The 20,158-nt window shown below is 39.6% G+C and carries 22 protein-coding genes; 1 reads left to right on the forward strand and 21 read right to left on the reverse strand.

Features of this window, described 5'->3' with window-relative positions:
• Positions 1-162 precede the first annotated feature (162 nt).
• The 21 genes from JOC33_RS13880 to JOC33_RS13980 form a co-directional block, all read right to left on the reverse strand.
• On the reverse strand, positions 163-1,560 hold the full coding sequence (locus JOC33_RS13880) for a DUF2254 domain-containing protein (protein WP_205093155.1): 1,398 nt from the start codon (positions 1,558-1,560) through the stop codon (positions 163-165).
• Positions 1,561-1,917: 357 nt separating this feature from the next.
• Entirely contained in the window at positions 1,918-2,667 is a 750-nt protein-coding gene (locus JOC33_RS13885; RefSeq protein ID WP_205093156.1) for an ABC transporter permease, read from the reverse strand.
• Positions 2,657-3,427, reverse strand: coding sequence for an ABC transporter ATP-binding protein (locus JOC33_RS13890; protein WP_205093157.1), 771 nt, complete (start codon positions 3,425-3,427; stop codon positions 2,657-2,659). Before JOC33_RS13890 ends, JOC33_RS13885 begins: the two co-directional genes overlap by 11 nt.
• Positions 3,428-3,760: 333 nt before the next feature.
• Positions 3,761-4,099: a DUF1048 domain-containing protein gene (locus JOC33_RS13895; protein WP_205093158.1), complete on the reverse strand. Its 339-nt coding sequence runs from the start codon at positions 4,097-4,099 to the stop codon at positions 3,761-3,763.
• Between the two features lie 17 nt (positions 4,100-4,116).
• Entirely contained in the window at positions 4,117-4,437 is a 321-nt protein-coding gene (locus JOC33_RS13900) for a PadR family transcriptional regulator (RefSeq protein WP_205093159.1), read from the reverse strand.
• A gap of 480 nt (positions 4,438-4,917) precedes the next feature.
• The gene (locus tag JOC33_RS13905; protein ID WP_205093160.1) at positions 4,918-5,514 is read right to left on the reverse strand and encodes a class I SAM-dependent methyltransferase; all 597 of its coding nucleotides are present in this window, start codon (positions 5,512-5,514) and stop codon (positions 4,918-4,920) included.
• 290 nt (positions 5,515-5,804) lie between these two features.
• Positions 5,805-6,422 carry a class D sortase gene (locus tag JOC33_RS13910; protein WP_205093161.1) on the reverse strand — a complete coding sequence of 206 codons (618 nt, stop codon included), beginning with the start codon at positions 6,420-6,422 and terminating at the stop codon, positions 5,805-5,807.
• Between the two features lie 16 nt (positions 6,423-6,438).
• Complete coding sequence (locus JOC33_RS13915; RefSeq protein ID WP_205093162.1) at positions 6,439-7,029, reverse strand: LPXTG cell wall anchor domain-containing protein; 591 nt, start codon at positions 7,027-7,029, stop codon at positions 6,439-6,441.
• Between the two features lie 289 nt (positions 7,030-7,318).
• The gene (locus tag JOC33_RS13920) at positions 7,319-7,669 is read right to left on the reverse strand and encodes a VOC family protein (protein ID WP_205093163.1); all 351 of its coding nucleotides are present in this window, start codon (positions 7,667-7,669) and stop codon (positions 7,319-7,321) included.
• 42 nt (positions 7,670-7,711) lie between these two features.
• Positions 7,712-8,869, reverse strand: coding sequence for a DUF418 domain-containing protein (locus JOC33_RS13925; RefSeq protein ID WP_205093164.1), 1,158 nt, complete (start codon positions 8,867-8,869; stop codon positions 7,712-7,714).
• Between the two features lie 236 nt (positions 8,870-9,105).
• On the reverse strand, positions 9,106-10,473 hold the full coding sequence (locus JOC33_RS13930) for a PTS ascorbate transporter subunit IIC (protein ID WP_205093165.1): 1,368 nt from the start codon (positions 10,471-10,473) through the stop codon (positions 9,106-9,108).
• A 29-nt stretch (positions 10,474-10,502) separates the two neighbouring features.
• Entirely contained in the window at positions 10,503-10,769 is a 267-nt protein-coding gene (locus JOC33_RS13935; protein ID WP_205093166.1) for a PTS sugar transporter subunit IIB, read from the reverse strand.
• Positions 10,770-10,790: 21 nt separating this feature from the next.
• A complete protein-coding gene (locus JOC33_RS13940) occupies positions 10,791-12,902 on the reverse strand; it encodes a BglG family transcription antiterminator (protein ID WP_205093167.1) in 2,112 nt (703 codons plus the stop codon).
• A 331-nt stretch (positions 12,903-13,233) separates the two neighbouring features.
• A complete protein-coding gene (locus tag JOC33_RS13945; RefSeq protein ID WP_338054528.1) occupies positions 13,234-14,457 on the reverse strand; it encodes an MFS transporter in 1,224 nt (407 codons plus the stop codon).
• A gap of 264 nt (positions 14,458-14,721) precedes the next feature.
• A complete protein-coding gene (locus JOC33_RS13950; protein WP_205093168.1) occupies positions 14,722-15,093 on the reverse strand; it encodes a VOC family protein in 372 nt (123 codons plus the stop codon).
• 140 nt (positions 15,094-15,233) lie between these two features.
• Entirely contained in the window at positions 15,234-15,665 is a 432-nt protein-coding gene (locus JOC33_RS13955) for a VOC family protein (protein WP_205093353.1), read from the reverse strand.
• A gap of 270 nt (positions 15,666-15,935) precedes the next feature.
• Positions 15,936-16,640: a L,D-transpeptidase family protein gene (locus JOC33_RS20385; protein WP_275576999.1), complete on the reverse strand. Its 705-nt coding sequence runs from the start codon at positions 16,638-16,640 to the stop codon at positions 15,936-15,938.
• A 665-nt stretch (positions 16,641-17,305) separates the two neighbouring features.
• Positions 17,306-17,755 carry an SRPBCC family protein gene (locus JOC33_RS13965; RefSeq protein ID WP_205093169.1) on the reverse strand — a complete coding sequence of 150 codons (450 nt, stop codon included), beginning with the start codon at positions 17,753-17,755 and terminating at the stop codon, positions 17,306-17,308.
• A gap of 463 nt (positions 17,756-18,218) precedes the next feature.
• The gene (locus tag JOC33_RS13970) at positions 18,219-18,461 is read right to left on the reverse strand and encodes a hypothetical protein (protein WP_205093170.1); all 243 of its coding nucleotides are present in this window, start codon (positions 18,459-18,461) and stop codon (positions 18,219-18,221) included.
• A gap of 110 nt (positions 18,462-18,571) precedes the next feature.
• Positions 18,572-19,093 (reverse strand): hypothetical protein, encoded by a 522-nt coding sequence (locus tag JOC33_RS13975; protein WP_205093171.1) that lies wholly within the window; start codon positions 19,091-19,093, stop codon positions 18,572-18,574.
• Complete coding sequence (locus JOC33_RS13980) at positions 19,094-19,606, reverse strand: GrpB family protein (RefSeq protein WP_205093172.1); 513 nt, start codon at positions 19,604-19,606, stop codon at positions 19,094-19,096.
• Between the two features lie 251 nt (positions 19,607-19,857).
• Here JOC33_RS13980 and JOC33_RS13985 point away from each other — a divergent pair, with 251 nt between their 5' ends.
• Positions 19,858-20,070: a hypothetical protein gene (locus JOC33_RS13985; RefSeq protein ID WP_205093173.1), complete on the forward strand. Its 213-nt coding sequence runs from the start codon at positions 19,858-19,860 to the stop codon at positions 20,068-20,070.
• Positions 20,071-20,158: the final 88 nt, after the last annotated feature.

A 20,158-nucleotide genomic window follows, 5' to 3' on the forward strand; every position in this document is an offset into this window, starting at 1 on the left:
ATTTATATGTAATATTTTTACAACATCCCAGATCGATTACTTCAGCGAGCATAATGGTATCCCTCTTTTTCACGTTATTTATTACCAATTTGTTATGTAAACAATAAAAAAAGGCTGAATAGTGTTACTTCAACCTTGAGTAATACCTGATCATTCATTTTTTTAAAGTGAAGAAGGCACCTTGGAAGCACTCTTCGAACTCACCCGCTGCAGCATGTATTCAAGCAGGAATAGATAATCTTCCTTATCACCTGTGTTTTTAGCAAGCTCGGATAATTGCTCTAAAATGTACAGGCAGTCATTCTCGTACAGGCTATAGTTATCAAACCCTAATATAGTCTGGCGGGCAAATTCCCATAGATCTTGATGCACTTCCTTATCCATCGTTTTACTCAGCTGGGACACCATCGTTATAAGCTCCGTCATAACCGTCGAGTTCTGGTCAGCATACTCACGAATGGAGGCAAATCCCTTGTGGAGGTAATAACGAAAATCTTTTTGAACTAAGATAATACGAAGCTCCTCCTCCTCATCGAACAGATAAGGTGAGAAATTCGTAGACTGGCCAATGCTTTTCAACAAATCGGCAATCTGATGAATCGTATTGGTAACCGTAAGTGGATCATTATGACCTAAAGCTTTGATGGCTACTTCAGCCAGTTTAATCAGCCCATACTCCAAGTCTTGAATTTCCGTTTGTTTGACCCCGATCTCAATGGACTTCAAATATCGGTCTGGTTCAATGGTTTGCCCGTATTCCCAATAAGTAAGCAGGGGTGTTCCTTCCACTACGAATTCTCCAATTCTGACATTAAACATCAGAAGGCAGTCGTCCCGATTCGCCTGTTTAATCAGTCTCGCAAAGTCAGCAACTTGAAAATAACCAGATTGGCTGGTTTTTATAACCTTTCCATCAGACTCCAGGGGTAGGGATTCCCACTCTACTTCCTTGTCAAGATGGTAAGAAGCTAATTCCTTCTCCAGTGAGGCCTGCACCGACTTTGACTTGGCATTCATATTGAAACTGATATTATGAACCTGCATCCAAGTGGTCGTATGGTTGATAAAATAAATAAAGGTCACTGCAGCCGTAATAGCAGTGAGAATGGATAAAACCGGTGTCGCAACGATATACTCCTCTTTTTCATGCGTAACATATAAGAAGTTTAAAAGCACATAAATAAAACTTCCGTTAAAAATACCAAGCACATGCTGGGTTGCCCGGTCGCTGACGAAGTTTACAAGCATTTTGGAAGAAAACTGACCACTGAACGTCGTCAAGGCAACGAGCAGGGAGTTTATGGTAAAAGCGCTTAATGTCAGTACCCCTCCCACAAGCGCACTTAATAGCACCTGCAGTGTCTGTCCAGTAAAACCGATTGCGGTTGGCAAATATAAACTGATATCAACCACATAATCCAGATAAAAGGTAAAAGCAGATAAACCGATTGCTCCAATAATATACCAAAGCGGCATAAACCAAAGCGTTGATTTTAATTCACTTTTCCGCTGGCGTCTGGACATCTTGAAATATTTCTTTATATAGTAAAAGAACCCCATATGATCACCATTCTATTCTTAAATATTTAATACTTCTTATTCGTACCCTGGGAAGAAGGAATTTAACCTGAATTTTTAGTTTTTCATCAAAAATTTGGAAAAACATCGTAATTTCCTCTGGGCTCGGCAACCTATAAAGCTCTGGTAAAACCCATGTAAATATCTTCAGCTAAGCCTCTCTTTTGAATTAAGCTAAAAAAGCGCCTCATTAATAAGGAGGCGCCCATCCAGATTCTTATTTAAAGTTACTGTTATCGAGTATCTTTTTAATTTTTTCAAGGTCTTTATTGTTAGCTTTTTTCATTATAGTGGATATGACAGGAGATAATAAAAAAGGCTGCTCCCATATTGGCGTCCCTATCCTAATTGGCGTTTGAATTCTTTATTGGCAAAGAAATAAGCAACAACCATTATTCCGGCGCACCAGGCAAGTGCAGTCCAAATATCATTGCCAACAGATCCTTCAAACAAGAGGGCACGGATTGCATTTACGATTGAAGTCACGGGCTGGTTTTCAGCAAACACCCGGACAATTCCAGGCATGGTTTCGGTTGGGACAAAAGCCGAACTGATAAACGGCAGGAAAATCAGCGGGTACGAGAAGGCGGTAGCCCCTTCCATAGAACCTGCTGTCAATCCAGGAATGACCGCAAGCCATGTTAACGCTAGTGTAAATAGTCCAAGTATTCCAGCTACCATTAACCAATCCAGGATATTAGCGCCGGAACGGAAGCCCATAAATAAAGCAGCTAAGATAACCACCACTACAGTAAACGCATTAGAAACAACCGAGGTCAACACGTGAGCCCACAATACCGACGAGCGCTTGATGGGCATGGTAAGGAAACGTGCCATCAACCCGCTCCTTACATCCGTAAACAGCCGTAAAGAAGTATAAGCGACACCGGATGCGATAGCTATTAGCATGATCCCTGGCAATAAATAATTGACATAGTTGTCCGACCCTGTCTTGATGGCACCGCCAAATACGTAGACAAACAGAAGAAGCAGCATAATTGGCGTAACAGCAACCGTAATAATTGTATCCGGGCTACGCATTATATTGCGCATTAAACGCCATAATAACACCCCTGTATTACTGTTCATTCACATCTTCTCCTTTTCCGATGATCGCGAGGAAAATTTCCTCCAATGTAGGCTGCTTCTCAATGTATTCCACTTTAGCTGGTGGGAACATCTCCTTGAGTTCGGTAAGAGTACCTGTTGCGATAATTTTTCCGCCATGCAGGATGGCAATACGGTCTGCCAGCTGTTCAGCCTCCTCCAAATACTGAGTCGTCAGCAAAATAGTCGCGCCCCCTCCGGCAAGCTTTTTAATTGTCTTCCAAACTTCCATACGGGCTTCGGGGTCAAGCCCTGTCGTCGGTTCGTCGAGAAAAATGACTGCTGGCTTCCCAATCAGACTTAAAGCGATGTCAAGCCGGCGCTTCATCCCGCCTGAATACCTGTCTGCCCGACGGTTGGCCGCATTGCTCAGGCTGAATTTTGCGAGCAGATTATCGGCGACTTGACCTGGATTGGCTACCCCCCGCAACTTAGCAATCATCATCAGGTTTTCTCTCCCGGTGAGTAAGCCATCGAGAGCTGCGAACTGTCCTGTCAGACTGATGTTGTGGCGAACTTGTTCTGGTTGATGCTGGACGTCAAAGTCGCAAATACTTGCTTTCCCCTCGTCGGGTTTCATCAAAGTCGAAAGGATATTGACAACTGTTGTCTTACCAGCTCCATTTGAGCCTAGCAATGCGAAAACTTCGCCACGCCGCACCTCAAAATCCACCCCCTTTAAGACCTCCTGTTCTTTAAATGATTTTTTTAATTCTGCTACAGAAATCACTGCATTGCTCATCTTTATCCCTCCTTATAAAATGCCCAGCAATACCGCTTACGAGATTCGGAAACTAGAGAGCTTGATAAACAAGCGGGCTGCCCGCCGTTAGAAAAAGGAGTAATTATTCACCGAACGATTTGCGGGGCTAGGCTGCCTCTCCCCCACTACTTAGTTTTACTGATATTCTGTATAACTTACTACTGGTTTAAAAATAAAACTGAATAGTGACAGTGGCCATCAGTAATCATAACCAGCTATTCAGTCGCTGCTTCTTTTCACTTTTTCCCAACGCGCTTCATAATCCAATCTCTCTCATATCCTCAGATACTCAATTCCCTGGTATTTTGCCAGTTAGTCACGACCAATCGAATCGTTCAATTTCTTACGATACTTGTCGCTCCAAGTTTTCTCATCCTTCAATAGCTCATCGCAAAAGTCGGCCACGTCCTCACCCGTTAGGTCAGTCACTTTCTTTCCTTCCGCTGCACCTTCCTCGAAAAGATCGAGAATGCCGCCAAAGATACGGCTGGTGTCCTTCCAGTCAGTGGGACCACCAGTCGTCCACATATACTTTTGAATCGCTTTGTACGCGTTATGATACTCACTTGGTAGTGTCTTTGCTCTTGCCTCCATTGCCCTCCATTCCCGCTTGTCATCCAGGCTTCCGATAATTTTTTCAAAAATACGCATATTATATTCTCCTTATTCTAATATTTTTTTAATTCGTTAATTTTGCTTGAGACAAAGTCCCATTTATGCCAAAAGATTTTAAGATGCTCTTCCCCTGCTTCATTAAGGGTGTAAAATTTTCTCGGCGGTCCCATAGTGGATGGCTTTTTCTCGATATTGACCAGATTGTTTTTCTCAAGACGCATGGTAATCGTATAAACTGTGCCTTCAACCACATCTGTGAAGCCAAGTTCTCGTAGCTGTTGAGTGATTTCATAGCCGTACGTTTCGCCACGGCTGATGATCTCAAGCACGCAGCCCTCAAGCACCCCTTTCATCATTTCTCTGAAATTTCCCATGTTTACCTCCATTTGTATTTAACTGTATTTTTTTCGGTACTTGAATTACTGGTACATTGTATTACTGGTATTAAGTAATACTTATTACTGGTACATAGTAATACATAATAGCTTTACTTGTCAAGATGAAATAAGTCATTATTCATCGATGTTTTACCCATTTGTCGATCCCCCTTACAGGGAACCTTTCTATTACCGACCGTAGATGTTGATACATCTACGGTCTTCTTTTTTTATTAACATGGATTTATGGATATAAAACCATAAATATACGGCCCTTATCAACATACGCGGCTAACTCGAAAACATTTAGTGTCCTTTTTATCCATACTTCTGCAGCTATTTTTGGCCTTTTTGCCATTATTTTAAAATCAGCAGTATTATGAAAAAATTTGTAAAGCAATGCCCTTCCAAAAGTTCCCCTTAAACTCCGAATTAGTTGTCTTAAGACCGGGAACAAACGTTAGAGGTGACAGATGTTTACTTCACACTATTAGCAATAAACATGGAGGCATCCTGATTCATAAATATATTATTACCATGATAAAATGTCTGAATTTCAATAGATTCAAACCCAACTTCAGCTAATATTTTTTTCAGGTCTTCATGTAAAAAAACATTATGGACTTTTGGGTGATTAATATCATCGTTTTTATCAAAGTCCACAATAATAAGTTTGCCACCCTCATTCAATATATCGAACAATACTTGTAAGATTTCTTTCGTATCAGGAATATGCAAAAGAACGAGTGACATGAAAATGATATCTGTTTTGAGTTCAGGAGTTTCATTAGTAAAATCCGAACAAAGCACGTTTGCGTTAGAAATCTTCTGGCGGGAAATTTTAGCCTGTGCAACATCTAACATCTGTTTTGAAGAATCGACTAATAAAACAGACTCCACTAGATCTGTCACACCTAAACTAACTAAACCCGTACCACTCCCATAGTCTAGAAAACATTCAGATTTACTATTATGCAATTTTTGTCTTAATTCTATAACTATTACATTAGCCAATTCGATTCTTTCTGGTGTATCATATTTTTTTGCCATCTGTTCAAAAACGTTATTCTGCATATGCATCCCCCAGTCCAAAATGTAACATATAAAAAGAAATGAGCAATTCTTATTATTATTGAAGAGTTGCTCTTATGGTGATCATTTATAGTATACCTATAATGTAGGTATGTATGGAATGATTAAGCTCTCTTGTATGGTAAACTCCATTTCAATACAAGCTTAAATACATCTCCTCCTTGAAAGCTCCTTGTCAATGTGATTTTGAGAAGAGCCACCAATGTTTTTTTAAAAAAAATCAGGCTGTCGAGAGTTTCTCGACAGCCTGAGGTACTGCTGTTGCAGTGCCTTTAGCCATTTTTGTCCACAGAGACTAATTCTGCCTGGACAATATAACGTTCAGGTGCAGAGCCGACAAAATCGAAGGGATAACAAGTAGTTAATGTAAGTGTCGGCTTGTTTTTATCAACGATAACAGACCGATCTTCTGCATCTGTTATCCACGTTTTACGAATCTGATAATCGTACGTCTTCCCTTCATAACTTACATAAAGATGGTCCCCCTTTTTCACTTCATTTAGTTGTCTGAACACCGTCTCGCGATGACCAGAGAGAACAACATGACCAGGGATATCTGGTTTGACCGTCCATTTACTGTCATACATGCCAACCCCTTTTTTAAGGGTATCAGCACCTGTGCCCCAGTAAATATCATATTGGTTGCCTATACGAGGAATCTCCAATTTCCCGACTTCTTCTCCGTGCTGATAAGACTTGGTAAGGGACTTTTGATCGTCAGTAATGGATTTTACCTGTTGCTGGTATGCGGTGTCATCCCAATTTTCGTACTGCTGGTGAAGTTCCTTAGCGTTACTGGTGACTGCCTGGGTCTGTTCCCACCAGGAATACCCGCTCCAGGCTATCATCATTATTCCTGTGAACAATAGCAAAATACCGAGTTTCTTCATATCCATACATCCTTACTTAAACAGTAGGTTTTCTGCGTAAGATAAGAAGCAGGGCACCTAATGCCATAACAGCACCACCAGAAAGCATTATAGTCGGCAGAGATGTTGCCGTATCAGGTAACTTCCCTCCGGTTTCTGAAGAAGCTACTTGGTTCATACGATCACCGAATACCCATTTACCAGCTTCGTAGCTGTATGTGATTGTCAATGTGTATTCGCCTCGCAGTTGATTTTCACCATGTTGAGTCAGTTTGTATTTATCAGCGCTGACCTTTTCCAAAGTATAATCTTGGTCCGTCTTCAACTGAACAGGACCGTCCATTTCTTTCATGTATAATTCCCCGTCCCGTTCTTCGAAGTAGGTCTCTAAATAATGGTCTGCCAGCGGCCAAACCATAATACTTTTCAACTCTTCTTCTAACCTTGCCATGGAATCATACTTTTTCACTTTGCCATCTTCTGTAGTCTCTAAATAAATCAAGTCATGGAACTGCTGCTCCAACTCTTTGACAGGTGGTTCCCCGTGATTGTCTGCAAAAACAGGATTAGGTAATCCTGTAAGCGCTGCCAAAAACATTACGACTACTACAGAAAATTTCTTCAACAAAATAAAACCTCCTTATAATAGTTACATTAATTGTGTTCCGGGTAATAATGGTAATTAAACATATTTTTGTAAAAAATCCGTAATTTTTTTAATGGAAATGACATCATTTAGCAACATAAAAAACAGCCCTTGTCTGGCAAGGGCTTCTTTCTGCATCGAATTATCATTTTAAGGGGTAAATTATAAAGCTTATTTTAATAAGTCTAAGGTAATTAATTTTTTAGAATTATTGAAGACGCACGTCTCTTTTTTTTAGGCTAAAAAGCTAAGCACCTCTCATGTATTTCATTTAGAGATGTATTAAAATATTGACGAGTTTCCCAAACGGATCCTTAACGAAAAAACGCCTAACTCCCCACGGTTCCTCAGTTGGTCCATACTCAATTGGGATGCCAGCTTCTTTTATGCGAGCGAGCGCAACGTCGAGATCATCAACTTCAATGGATAAATCAGGTACCGGTGTGCCGGAACCTCCTTCTGAAAGAAAGTTGATTTGAGTAGCCATGTTCTCATGTGATCCATAGGTTGCTATAAATCCAAGATCCATCATTTGATCCAGTCCAAGTATTTCCCCGTAGAAGTGCTTCGCTTCCTTAATACTCTGTGTCTCAATATTGGCTACAATTCGCTTGACCTTCATTTTTACACCTCCATGATATTTTAGGAAGAACATTTTTTATGATTATTTTCTATAAACTAGATGGCGCATAAAGCTTTCCAGCGGCCCATTTATGTGGAATTTTTCTAAAATGGATGCCATTACTACGGATAATATCCACACAAAAAGTGCAATTATAATGACTCCCGTGTTGCTTAATGTGCCCCCTAAACCTAATGCTGCTGGCGACAACAGAATGACTAGCAGGGTTTCATTCAGAATAAAAAATGTGAGCGACCGTTTTCCTAAAGCAGTCAATGAAGTTGTTACCGTACCAGGGGTTTTAATAATATTACTTAGAAATCCAAATAAGGCTGCATATCCTAATCCACCGGCTATCCCAGTTATAATCTGAACGCTGTAAGCGATTCCAGCAACAAAAAAACCAGGTTCCCAAACATTGTTAATCATCACTAAGGGAACAGCCCCGGAGATGGAAATGGCAATTCCAATCGCAGCGATTAATTTTAAGTTCCTATGGTTAATCTTTGATTCTGTTAATAGACGTTTTCTCCCCGCCCAGATTCCAATAAGTACAGAAGGAAGAACCGGAAAAAGAAAGTGAATGAAGACAGGAATAACAGGAAAGTAAAATAGTCCATCCAATAATAATTGGATATAACTATCATTTGCAGAAAAATCGGAACCAAATCCATAACTTCCGATTTCCGTTAGAAATGACCCCCATATAAATGGAAGATAAAACGTGATAACCACAGTTATTATGAGGGTTACTTTTATTAATAAACGGTTATTACGCCGCAGCAACCTGCCTACAAGAATACCAGCTATGCCATAAGCCATGAGTATATCCTGGCCACCGATGAAAACGGCCAGTATAAACCCGAATAAAATCAAGTAAAGAGACCGTCGTGTGACTGTTTTTATGGCTTCTTTTTCAGAATTTCCTCTTGAAACTTGTTTTTCAAAAATCATAAACATTCCGTAACCAAATAACACGGCAAACATCGGCCGAGCACGATTGTCTATGAGTAATTCACCTAAAGCGTTTAAAAGATGGTCCAGGAAAGTAACACTTTCCGGGCGGCTCATAACCCCAGGATCAGAGTTGTATAAATATAATGGTGCATGAGCGAGTACGATTAGCAAAAGCATAAAGCCCCTGGCTAAATCCAATGAAATGGCTCGCTTAGCGGAAGACTGTTTTTGTTGTAGGAACATATTATTTTTCCCCTATTACATTGATGAGTTTCTATGTAAACTTTCATAATGATGGAAGTCATCAAGGTCTTTACCTATCAATTATTTCAGACCCTGTCTGTTATCTCAATGTTTTTTCAGTAAAAGGGTAATACTCTGTGTTACCACACGCACCCTTTACTAGGAAAATTTAGCATTAATTTATTCACTATTAAAAAATCCCTTTCTGAGGACAGGAAAGGATTTTTTAAAATAACTTAAGCCACATCTGTACTTTTCTTTTCCACACTTTCTTTTGATCTGAATCCAAGGAAAAAAAGAATACCTAAGATGATTAAAACAGCCGCGAATACAACGCCATTCGACTCTATGATTCGGATCAGGTTACCGAGGACAATTCCAACCACTCCAAAGTCGGCGTCTCCGAAAGTTGTCCCTTGGAATCCGAGTGAGCCAAGTACAGGCAGCAACAGGGCTGGTAAGAAGCTGATAATGACCCCGTTCGCCATAGAACCGATGATAGCACCTTTCCTTCCTCCAGTTGCATTCCCAAATACTCCGGCAGCAGCACCTGTAAAAAAGTGAGGGACCAATCCTGGCACAATTACTTTCAGTCCTAATAAAGGAAGGAATAGCATGCTGACCAGGCCGGCGATAAAGCTGAAGAAGAATCCGATGATAACAGCGTTACCTGCGAAAGGGAAAATAGCAGGGCAGTCCAGTGCTGGTTTTGCATTTGGCACAATCTTGTCAGCTATTCCTTTAAAGGCAGGAACAATTTCACCAAGCAGCATGCGTACACCTGCTAAAATAATATACACACCGGCAGCAAATGTAATTCCTTGCATAAAGGCGAAGACGAGAAAGTTTTGTCCGCCGCTTAGTTCACCTTCCACAAATGCAGGGCCAGCAGCACCAGCCACAACAAAGAAGAGAATTGCCATCGTTAAGGATACAGAAACAGAAGTGTCGCGAAGAAAACTTAAGGATTTTGGTACTTTTATATCTTCGGTTGACTTAGAACCTTTTCCGACAGCTTTTCCTACCAAAGCGGAAACCAGATAACCGAAGGAGCCGAAGTGGCCGATGGCAAAGTCGTCAGAACCAGTGACTCTTCGGGTGAAAGGCTGCAGCATAGCTGGGGATAGCACCATCAGGGAACCAAGAATGACTGATCCCAGGATGATCATGGAAGCTCCGGAAAATCCACCTGTGACTAAAATGACAGCGATTAAACAGGCCATGAACATCGTATGGTGGCCAGTCAAAAAGATATATTTAAAGGGACTGAAGCGGGCGAGGAGGATATTGACGACCATGCCGAACAGCATGATCATTGCCGTCTCTGTACCGAAGCTTTCCTGTGCGAGGGCAACGATGGCTTCGTTATTCGGAATTACCCCGTCTACCGCAAAGGCTTCATTGAACATGCTGCTGAATTGACCTAGGGACTGGACGAGTACATTCGCCCCTGCCCCTAGAATCACGAAGCCCATCACTGTTTTCAGTGTTCCTGAAACGATATCCCCTGAATGTTTACGTTGCACGATGAGTCCGATTAATGCAAACAAACCGACAAGTATGGCAGGGGTTCCTAAGATATCCTTCATTATTAAGTTAATCATGTGTAATGCTCCTTTGTTTTGTAGTTGAATTACATGTGTTTTTCTAATGCTTCACGGAGCTCATTTTTATCCATCAGGTTTTTCAGTTTCACGACATTTTTATTTCCATCTTCCAGACTGTCTACAATGTCCTCTGAACCTAAGAAGATGTCCGCTTGCTCTGTCTTTGCTGTAGCCAAGTCAGTGTGGGAGACTTCTGCTTCTTTCCCCATCTCATTTAATGCGGCTTTCACGTTCATTTCAACAATCATGCTGCTCCCTAAACCATTTCCACAAACCACTAGTACTTTTTTCATTTCAGATTCCTCCTCAAATATTTAAACTTCTACTGTTTTGTTAATTAATTCAATGACACTCTCAGGATCATTCGCTGAAATTAAACGCTCTACATTTTCTTCCATTGATAACATCTCTGTCAGCTGCGCTAGTGCTTTTAAGTGTGTTTGATTATCAATTGCCGCCAGAACAATGATCAACTGGGCACGATGTTTTTCCTTGTCAGAAAAGTAAACAGGCTGTTTTAATCGCAAGAAACTCATTCCCAATTTTTCAACCCCAGCTTCTGGACGCGCATGGGGAATTGCAATTCTTGGGGCTATAACGATGTAGGGACCCAGTTCTTTAACGTTATCAATCATTGCCTCTATATACTGCGGGCGGATAGATTGCTGTTCTACTAGAGGCTGAGCAGCCGTTTCGACAGCCTCCTCCCAGTTCGATACATGATCTTTGAATTGTATTGTTTGTTCCGTCAATAATTCGTTGAGCATAGGCTTTTGTAGCTCCTTTGACACCGGGGTATTTTTTTCTAAAAGCTGAACTATTTCACTTTTCAGTTCGTCTTTTTGATGGATCGTTGCATATTTCTCGATCACTTCCATCAATAGGTCCGATGAATCCTTATGCTGTTGCTTCGAATGAAAAAGTTCATTCATCCGTCGAATAATCTGTTCCTTTTCCAGATTGGTCAAGATTGCTGGAACATGAATAACAGGGATATCTCTTTCTTTAATATAATTGGTAGAAAAAACAACATCTGCATTTAAATCCCTTGATTGGTATTGCCTGATGGACAAGGTTTTCGTAACATTCAGGCCCGCGATCAGGTTTTCCAGCTGGGTACGTAACATATTGGAAGTTCCAATCCCATTCTCGCAAACAATGATCGCTCTGAACTTCGTTTCTACCTGTTTCTTCTCTTTCGTAAGCCACCCCCCGAAATGCAGGGTAATATATGCAACCTCTTCATCGGGGATTATCTCTCCAGCATAAAGTTCTAAGTGCTTCATCACACGTTTCGTTAAATGGAAAATGTCCGGGTAATTTTTTTGAATACTTGCAGCTAAATCATTAGCGATTTTTACACCATATTTCAATCGGTAATACGTAGGTTTAATGTGAGATATAAGGTTTTCTTCAAGCCCTTTCTTGTCATCAAACATTACACAAGAATACAATTGAAAGTCGGAGATCATCCGTTGAACGACCTCACGCAATCCAGAAAGTTCACGTTCTGTATAATGGCTGAAGTCATCGTGTTGTACTTTGGAACCTAGTAGATTCATAGTAAGAAAACAAATCTCGTCATCTGGAAAAGAAACCTTCCACAAATCCCTTAGTTTATTCGTAATGATCAAGATAGCCTGATAAGCCTCTGTCTGCTGAAGCACCTGCTTTTCTTCAGACTGAACAACGATATACTCCCTTAATTGAACCCGCTTTATAATCATCAGAATCTGTAAGGAAAGGATTTCGACCATCTCGTCCGTCAACGTCAGTCCTAATTTTTGTTCAGCTTCATAAAGAAGATTCCTTACAATAGACCGTTGATCCATCTCCTGGTACGACGACCCTGCCCCCGGCTGGATCATTTGATAAACTTCATTCCGGACGTTATGCCACTCTGGATGAGCGAAGATAATGGCCAGGATGTCTGAGAGCACCTTCCTTTTCGCTTCTTCTGAACCGCTTATTCGGTATCCAGATCCTTTTTGATAAAACAGATCCAGCCCTGTTTGCCTGAAATCGTTTTTAATAGCTTTAATGACCTTAGCTACCGTACCACGGCTCATGCTTGTAAGATCCATGAAGCTTTGCATCGAGGCATCCTGTTCTTCTAATAATATTTTGGCTTTAATGAGCACTTCCCGTTCTTGCTTAGATAATTGGTAATGCCAATCCTCAAACCCTTCCTCTTTATGAAGGATTAACTTGGACTTTGAGGTATCGGGTAAATAAAGCCCTTTACCATGCTTGCTTTCAATAGGCTCTAAATTCTGATCTACTAACCAACTGTTGATTTGATCGAGATCATAATAGATCGTGCGCTGTGATATTTTCATCTTGGCTACCAAATCTTTCGTCGGGATGGGATCAGCGGATTGCCGAATGATGGATAATAAGCGTGCACGTCTTTTATCCAATACCATGGGGATCCCCCTTACTCTGGTTTGTCATCTGGTAAATTTTGCAGAATTATACGGTTGCAACGTTGATGATCATCTTAGAATATAGTATAACGCCGTTTCATCGGTTTTGTAAGGGGTTTCAGTGTGTAGACTTTGTAAGTGGAGATTTTGCAAAAATGAACTCATAGATTTGAAGATAGGTCTCCATAATATCGAGCGAGGGAAACTTTTCTCTCCATAGCCCATTTGCGCTATAAAAAAATCGGAAGCGACTGCCTGTATTTTGGCAATTGCTCCCGATTGTTGGAATAACGTACTCTTTCATCTGAAACTAATTTACACAGCTATTCCATTAATCAGCCTTATCATTATACTGTGGTTTTGGAGATAGCAGAGATAACACAACTGCTGTCAATGGCAACATCATCATCACCCATAAAATCTCCTGATAGCCACCAAAGTAGTCATAAAACAAACCGAATGGTAAGGGGCCAAATGCTGACCCCAGCACCATGACTGTTTGAGCCACCCCTTTTATACTTCCTAAATATGTACGCCCAAAATAATTTGGCCAAACAATGCTTAATACAATTCTCTCAAATCCGCTTATGAGGCCCCAAACAACTCCAAAAATGATCGCCCCTGCCCAAGAATTTGTAAATAACAGGAGAAATAACGTAAGGATATGGCCAGTAAATGTCATGGCCAAAACATAATGAACCTGGATTTTATCTACCAAATAACCGACAAAAAAAGTAATCGGGAATCCGACGATGGCCATCAGTGATAAAACCAATGCTGCCACAGAAGGTGACAATCCTTTCCCCTGGACAATCGACACAAGATGAAAAGTGATGCCCGTATTTACTAAAGCCGGAACACTTACACAAAATAAAATCATCCAGAATGCCTTTGTCCTGGTTGCTTCTTTTAATGTCCAGCAAACTTCGTTCACATCCACATCCAGATTAACAGTCGCACTGTTTCTTTTCCTGGATTTACCATCAGGAATTTCACCTATGTCCTCTGGCTTATTTCGTACCAGAAAAAAGGCAAGGGGAAGAAATAGGATCAGCAAGCCGACACCCCAAATAACCCAGGTGTTTCTCCAGCCAACAGAATCTATTAACCATGTATTAAGCGGTGGCAGCAAAGCGGAACTGGCAAACCCACCGATTGCCATCACCGATAAGGCCCTCCCTCTTTTACCAATAAACCACTGCGGAACTAATGTGTTAGGAATCAAAGTTAATGACCCTTGCCCAAACAAACGCAACATAAAAAAACCTATAAACATCATGATAATTCCTGTAAGGTTTGCATTCCAAAAGCAGGCAGCTGCCAGTAACAACCCTGCCGCACTCATCATGTACCTTTGGCCGAATCGATCCACCAGTCTTCCCACCAAAAACAAGGTTAAACCGGCACACAATGTAGCACCAGAATAAATGCCGGATACTAAAGATCTGGAATAGCCAAACTCAGCTATATAGTAATCTATAAAAATGGAAACCGAATATGTTTGCCCTGGGCCAGAAAAAACAAGCTTAAACCTGCAACTAAAACAATCGTCCATCCGTAAAAAGGCGGTGAATTACCATCTCCTTTTTTAAAAGAAACCATAAGGTGCCTTCCTTTCACACAATAAAAAATAAACCAGCACGTAAATGAACATTTACTGCTGATTAGTTACTCTCTTATCATGAAGACTTACTTTTGATGTAGTCATAATCTTTTTTGTTCAACAAGCGAATGCGTTCGTTTAATAAGACTATAATTCAGAATAGGACTTCCATGTGTATGAAAGTCCTATTATTTCATCAACAAATTAAAAAAACAATTATCTATGTTGATCAATTAGAATAGGATTGCCATCAGGATCTTCAATCGTTAGACTTTCCGGACCTTCGCTCGTTTCATCTGCTTCAGACAGTAATTTAATACCATTTTCCTTTAGCTGCTTTTGGAGTTCCCGAACATCTGTAAACGAATCGATATTTTGCGCATTTTGATCCCATCCAGGATTGAAGGTCAGAATGTTCTTCTCGAACATTCCTTGAAAAAGCCCAATTACACAGCTTTCGTTTTTCATAATGAGCCAATTTTGAGTAATATCTCCTCCAAGGGATTGAAATCCTAGCTTTTCATAAAACTCTTTGGATTTAGTAATGTCTTTCACACTTAAACTTACAGAAAATGCGCCTAGTTTCATGTAATATCCTCCTAAATAATTTCTATTGAAGAATCACCTTGACAGATACCAATTTTCCATTACATCTGATTAAACCTCCTGTACATTCGCAAACAGTATGACTCATTTAAACAGCGTTGGTGGAAGGTTAGGAGCTATTACTACAACTGCTCCTCCGGGACATTTATTTGGAAAGTAACACCGAATTTGTCCTTCACTATCCCGTACAAGGGGCTCCAATCCGTCTTTTGAAGAGGCATGACAACTTGACCACCATTTTCCAGAGCAGCGAAGATTTCTCTCGCTTTTCCCTGTTCTTTAGGATGGATGGCAATCTGAATCGTATCGCCTGGCTGATAAGGCATGCCTTCGTAAGTATCTGAAAACATTAGATCAGCATCGCCGACTTTTAAGTGAGCGTGCATAACTCGATCCTTCATATCATCCGTCATCGGATGATTTGGATCAGCCGGCATATCGCCAAATGTCAGGAAACCCATCACTTTTCCGTCCAGTGTTTTCTCGTAAAAATTGACCGCCTCTCTTGTGTTCCCGTCAAAAATCAAATAAGGGTTCAAACTAATTGTCGACATCATTAAACAGCTCCTCTGAAACTATTTTGTCAATCATATTTAATTATACCAATATAAGTAAGAGACAAATAGTATCACCTTAGGAAAGGTGATCATCATAGGTTTCAGAGATTCCCCATTTGCTAAGACTTAATATCAACATAGCAACTTAATCTAAATACCTATATGTCAAAAAAAGATGGAATAGTTAAAGCCATCACAAATAATAAGCCTATAAAAAAACAGCCTTGAGGGGATTCCCGAGGCTGTAACTGTTTTTATACTTATTGATTACTTGCTGAATAATGCTGCCCTTGTTTTAGGACCTACAATGCCATCAACCGCGAGTCCTTTTGATTTTTGAAATTTCTTCACAGCGCTTAACGTTTTTGGTCCAAACATACCATCCGCTGTAATGTGAAGTTTTCTTTGGAGAATTTTCACTGCTTCGCCTTTACTGCCATAATACAAGTTGATATCAAAGATTTCATGTCCTGCGACTACTTTCTGAACTTTCCCTACTCCATATTTCTGCGCTAACGCGGCGAAAGACGAAGGGGAGCTTGTTATATAAACTGGAATATTCTTATTTGCCCGATCATACAGCCAGATGACATCTTTGTTGTACATTCGAATACAACCACTAGAGGCAAAGGTACCAATCGATGACGGATTGTTAGTTCCATGCACTCCATAAACATTTCCAGAGGTATGACCCCAATCCCCAGGGACTTTTATTCCCAGCCATCTTGCGCCCAGCGGATTACGAGGATCTCCCCCTGGAATATTTCCCGTATACCACGGCCTGTTCTTCACTTTATTAACGAGCGAAAATTTCCCTTCCGGAGTTAACCTCTTTGTTCTTCCAGTAGCTACTGGAAATACTTTTTGGAGAGTACCATTTTCATAGAATGCCAGCTGGTTGTTACTTTTATTAATAATAATCACTTCACTTTGCGCAGCCTCTGCGGTTATAGCTGTCAGGATTAAACCCAATCCTAAAACTCCCATTATTAGTGCAACTTTCCTTAGCAAAAAGCCCACCTTCATTTCCCCCTTCTCCCCTATGTTGATATATATTGTCCAATTTTTATCTTAGACTATTTTGTAATGTAATTGTAACATAAATGTAATATACTGGTTACTGGTAAAATAAGGAGAAAATCAAAATTGTCCTTAAATACTTATGGGGTCAGGCCTTTTTAAAGTTCCATGTGAAAAACTAAATGTATCACTCCTCCTTCCGTGAATTCATCAGTTTTTCGTCACTACGTTGGCAGCAAGCTTGGTATAAATGGCATTGCAGAATTTTTTTCGCATACAAAAAGACCTTCAACATACAACCGATGCATAAATTGTTGTATGTTAAAGGTCTTTTGTGTTTATAGATAATCATATTAAAGAGTAAAATTCACCTGACGCTCTCCACTTGTACTTAACAAGCGGTAATGTTGAACGACATCTTGGCTAAAAATTAATTACTACACTTGAATAGCCTCCCCTCATGAATAACCAAACCATTAGTTTCCTCATAATAAAACTACTGCTTACAGCATAGTTAAGGGAAGGAATTAAACCCGTTATTAATTGTAAGTTTTTATGAATTCCGGGTATCATCTTTGTGAAACACGATTATTCGAATCAGCATAGGCACGGAAATTCTATTTCTCCAAATAATGCTTTAATCCATCCAAATCCTTGGCACAAATTTTTCGGAATGTGCCTTTCATTAGTTTACCAACCAGCTTTGCAATTCCAGACATTCCTTTAATTTCACCGTTTAAAGTAACCTCTGTAGCATTTGCTAATTCTTTAATGGTATAGGTATAAAAATGTTCCCCTTTGCCGCTTGTCCCTTTTGAACCGTCTACATAAAGTTGAATTTTATTAGGCTCCAGACCTGTTACTTCAAATACTTCCCTTGCTTCTTGTCCCATCATTTTCCTTGTTTCTATCCATCCACTGCCAACTTTCATAGGACCTTCATCCAACCGTTCTATTCGAACTAGCCCTTGCATCCAGTGCATTGCTGAATCCAAATCCAACAAGCCTTGGAATACTTCTTCTTTCGGAACATTAAACTTTTCTTTCGTCTCAAATTGAATACTCATACCATTTCCTCCCCTGAAATTAAAGAGATATGCGTATAATGCCCTGGCTTTACTACTTATATCTATTGTATGGGCTGTGGTAAAAAGCAAGCTCAAAAATTATGGAAATGGGAATTATTGAATTAACAGTTTTAAAATTCCCATTCACATGTCATAGTTAATTTATCTTCTAACTCAGCAATGATGTTTCCGTCCATTTTTTCCATTAAGCTTTTAGCAGTCTCGCTCAAGTTGAACTTCCTAGCAGTGCGTCTTCCCCTTCTGACTTAATGGTCTCTTCCTTGTATTTTACTCTTCTAACAACCTTTCTCTTTCCGTTAGGAGAATCGAAGATATGGCGGATGTCATTCAGAATGAGGATGTCGCATTTGATTACTCACATACGTATATCGTCAAATGGCTTGAGATGCCCTAACCAACCTACGGCCCCTCAGCCATATGGCCAAGCTAGTTCCCCATAGGATTAAGGCTGATCCAAATCCTGCGACAGATTTGGTAAGTCACGTGAGGCGATCATTAGTAAACAACCACCTGAAACCAACACGATTCCAATAGCTAATGAAAAAATGAATAACCAGGGACTTCCGTAGCCCCCTAACCCTCCTATCCCTGTAGAAACCCACACATAACCAAAAAACGCCATAAATAAAACTCCCGTCGCAATTCCGCGTAGCTCAGGCTTAGATAATGGTTGTAATGTGTTCACCAGAACCTTCCTCTCCTCTAATTTTATCCTCCTTTTTTCTACGTATTTTCTTTCGTAAAGGTTTCTTTTATTATAAGTGTATTGTCTTGTTCTACTAAAACTCCGTTACTTTAATTAGTTAATATTAAATAATAGTATTTAGCGTCATGCAATGAACTACTTAAATCAAAAGAAGTAGTAACAGCATTATATATAGCAAAACCTACAAATACAGTAATAATTACACCACTACCTCTTAGCATATTTCTGTTCTTCTTATAAAGGAAAAGAGTTGTAAGGGCAACAATAAAAAAGTATGATAACGTTATCATTAGTTCGACCAATTCTGATTGACTATCACCAACAGCAATCATAAATTTTTCTAAATCCTTCTCATTCTCTGTATTTTCTTTGATTATAGTAGTATTTCTTTTGTAACCAATCTTCCAGGAAATTGTGCTTTGTTCTTTTGTTATGGTGTACTCATAACCCATAGCCTTTCCATCACTGATAATCCCTGAATAATCCCCTGCTTCTTCTTCACCTTGAGTACAAGCTGCTAATAAAGTAAAAGAAAATAGCAATAATAAAAAGCATTTACTCATTGAATTCCTATCCTCACCTTTTAATAAATCACTACATAAAAAACTCATTCACACTTCCTTGGCTTTTTCGATTATATCAACAATGAACGGTTCTTTTTGTTGGGTGTAGGTCGATCTATCAAACTTATATTTAGTAGCTAGTTCTTCTTTTAGCAAAGCGTATTCTTTAACCATTTCAGGATTTTTTCTAAGATAATTACGAAACAACAATTTCTCTACCCATTCTGTACTATGTATTTCACAAATATGTAAATGGCAAGTACCTCTACCCCATAATCCCTTTCTGAAAAATCTCCTATCTTTTAATTCTGGTTTTGGGACATACTCAAATTCAATTTCACTTAAAGGAGAAACAAGGATTGATGTGTTACTTAAATCCTCTATGCCTACCATAATATCAATAATCGGCTTTGCTTTTAGCCCTTTTATTGAAGTGCTTCCAATATGTTCAATTCCGGCTATTTTATCACCTATAGCTTTAATAATTTTCTTTCTTCCATTTTCAAATTCGTTTTCCCATTCTGGATTATATTCATTCAACTTTACAATAGGTTTTGTCATTACTTCTCCCCACAAAAAAATAGACTTTTAGTTAATTTCTATGGTAATCAATTAAACTGCCCTGTTAGTGAAAAACCAATCTTCCATATTGAACAATTGCCAGGTTCAATAGTTGAAGGTTCGAAGTCGAGGGCTCATGATTAGAACAAAGCTTTTGACAGTCCTCTTTAGAACCTGTACACTTATCTATCCTAATTGCAAAAAATACATAACTTGTCTCATTATTAAGCAATAAAAGGAGAGGCGCTTAAATGGATATTAAAGCATCTCACTTAATTGAAGCAAAACGCCAAATTGACTCAACACTACACAAACTCAGAGAGACAATAAAAACTTTTGAGGCTAAAGAAAATCCTGATAGATATAAACCTCAAATTACTCTAGCTAAAAGGCGGATAGAAGCCTTTGAAATTTCAGTGTTTCTTATTGAAAGAGAAATAAAAGAGCTTAGTGATAAAAGCTAATTCACAGATACTTATGTAAATGATGCAATTGAGCAATCGCCTCCGATAAAGGAACACTAACTTCAAGTAATAATCTATATCTCTTACT

The organism is Thalassobacillus pellis (assembly GCF_016908295.1).
Classification (GTDB): domain Bacteria; phylum Bacillota; class Bacilli; order Bacillales; family Halobacillaceae; genus Thalassobacillus; species Thalassobacillus pellis.

What these genes read in the sequence shown, in the direction of transcription:
- JOC33_RS13890 (WP_205093157.1), bottom strand. Translation starts at nt 3,427, where the DNA reads ATGAGCAATGCAGTGATTTCTGTAGCAGAATTAAAAAAATCATTTAAA.
- JOC33_RS13895 (WP_205093158.1), bottom strand. Translation starts at nt 4,099, where the DNA reads ATGCGTATTTTTGAAAAAATTATCGGAAGCCTGGATGACAAGCGGGAA.
- JOC33_RS13920 (WP_205093163.1), bottom strand. Translation starts at nt 7,669, where the DNA reads ATGAAGGTCAAGCGAATTGTAGCCAATATTGAGACACAGAGTATTAAG.
- JOC33_RS13965 (WP_205093169.1), bottom strand. Translation starts at nt 17,755, where the DNA reads ATGAGTATTCAATTTGAGACGAAAGAAAAGTTTAATGTTCCGAAAGAA.
- JOC33_RS13975 (WP_205093171.1), bottom strand. Translation starts at nt 19,093, where the DNA reads ATGAGTTTTTTATGTAGTGATTTATTAAAAGGTGAGGATAGGAATTCA.
- JOC33_RS13950 (WP_205093168.1), bottom strand. Translation starts at nt 15,093, where the DNA reads ATGAAACTAGGCGCATTTTCTGTAAGTTTAAGTGTGAAAGACATTACT.
- JOC33_RS13955 (WP_205093353.1), bottom strand. Translation starts at nt 15,665, where the DNA reads ATGTCGACAATTAGTTTGAACCCTTATTTGATTTTTGACGGGAACACA.
- JOC33_RS13935 (WP_205093166.1), bottom strand. Translation starts at nt 10,769, where the DNA reads ATGAAAAAAGTACTAGTGGTTTGTGGAAATGGTTTAGGGAGCAGCATG.
- JOC33_RS13910 (WP_205093161.1), bottom strand. Translation starts at nt 6,422, where the DNA reads ATGAAGAAACTCGGTATTTTGCTATTGTTCACAGGAATAATGATGATA.
- JOC33_RS13930 (WP_205093165.1), bottom strand. Translation starts at nt 10,473, where the DNA reads ATGATTAACTTAATAATGAAGGATATCTTAGGAACCCCTGCCATACTT.
- JOC33_RS13905 (WP_205093160.1), bottom strand. Translation starts at nt 5,514, where the DNA reads ATGCAGAATAACGTTTTTGAACAGATGGCAAAAAAATATGATACACCA.
- JOC33_RS13980 (WP_205093172.1), bottom strand. Translation starts at nt 19,606, where the DNA reads ATGACAAAACCTATTGTAAAGTTGAATGAATATAATCCAGAATGGGAA.
- JOC33_RS13885 (WP_205093156.1), bottom strand. Translation starts at nt 2,667, where the DNA reads ATGAACAGTAATACAGGGGTGTTATTATGGCGTTTAATGCGCAATATA.
- JOC33_RS13940 (WP_205093167.1), bottom strand. Translation starts at nt 12,902, where the DNA reads ATGGTATTGGATAAAAGACGTGCACGCTTATTATCCATCATTCGGCAA.
- JOC33_RS13925 (WP_205093164.1), bottom strand. Translation starts at nt 8,869, where the DNA reads ATGTTCCTACAACAAAAACAGTCTTCCGCTAAGCGAGCCATTTCATTG.
- JOC33_RS13945 (WP_338054528.1), bottom strand. Translation starts at nt 14,457, where the DNA reads ATGGACGATTGTTTTAGTTGCAGGTTTAAGCTTGTTTTTTCTGGCCCA.
- JOC33_RS13880 (WP_205093155.1), bottom strand. Translation starts at nt 1,560, where the DNA reads ATGGGGTTCTTTTACTATATAAAGAAATATTTCAAGATGTCCAGACGC.
- JOC33_RS13985 (WP_205093173.1), top strand. Translation starts at nt 19,858, where the DNA reads ATGGATATTAAAGCATCTCACTTAATTGAAGCAAAACGCCAAATTGAC.
- JOC33_RS13900 (WP_205093159.1), bottom strand. Translation starts at nt 4,437, where the DNA reads ATGGGAAATTTCAGAGAAATGATGAAAGGGGTGCTTGAGGGCTGCGTG.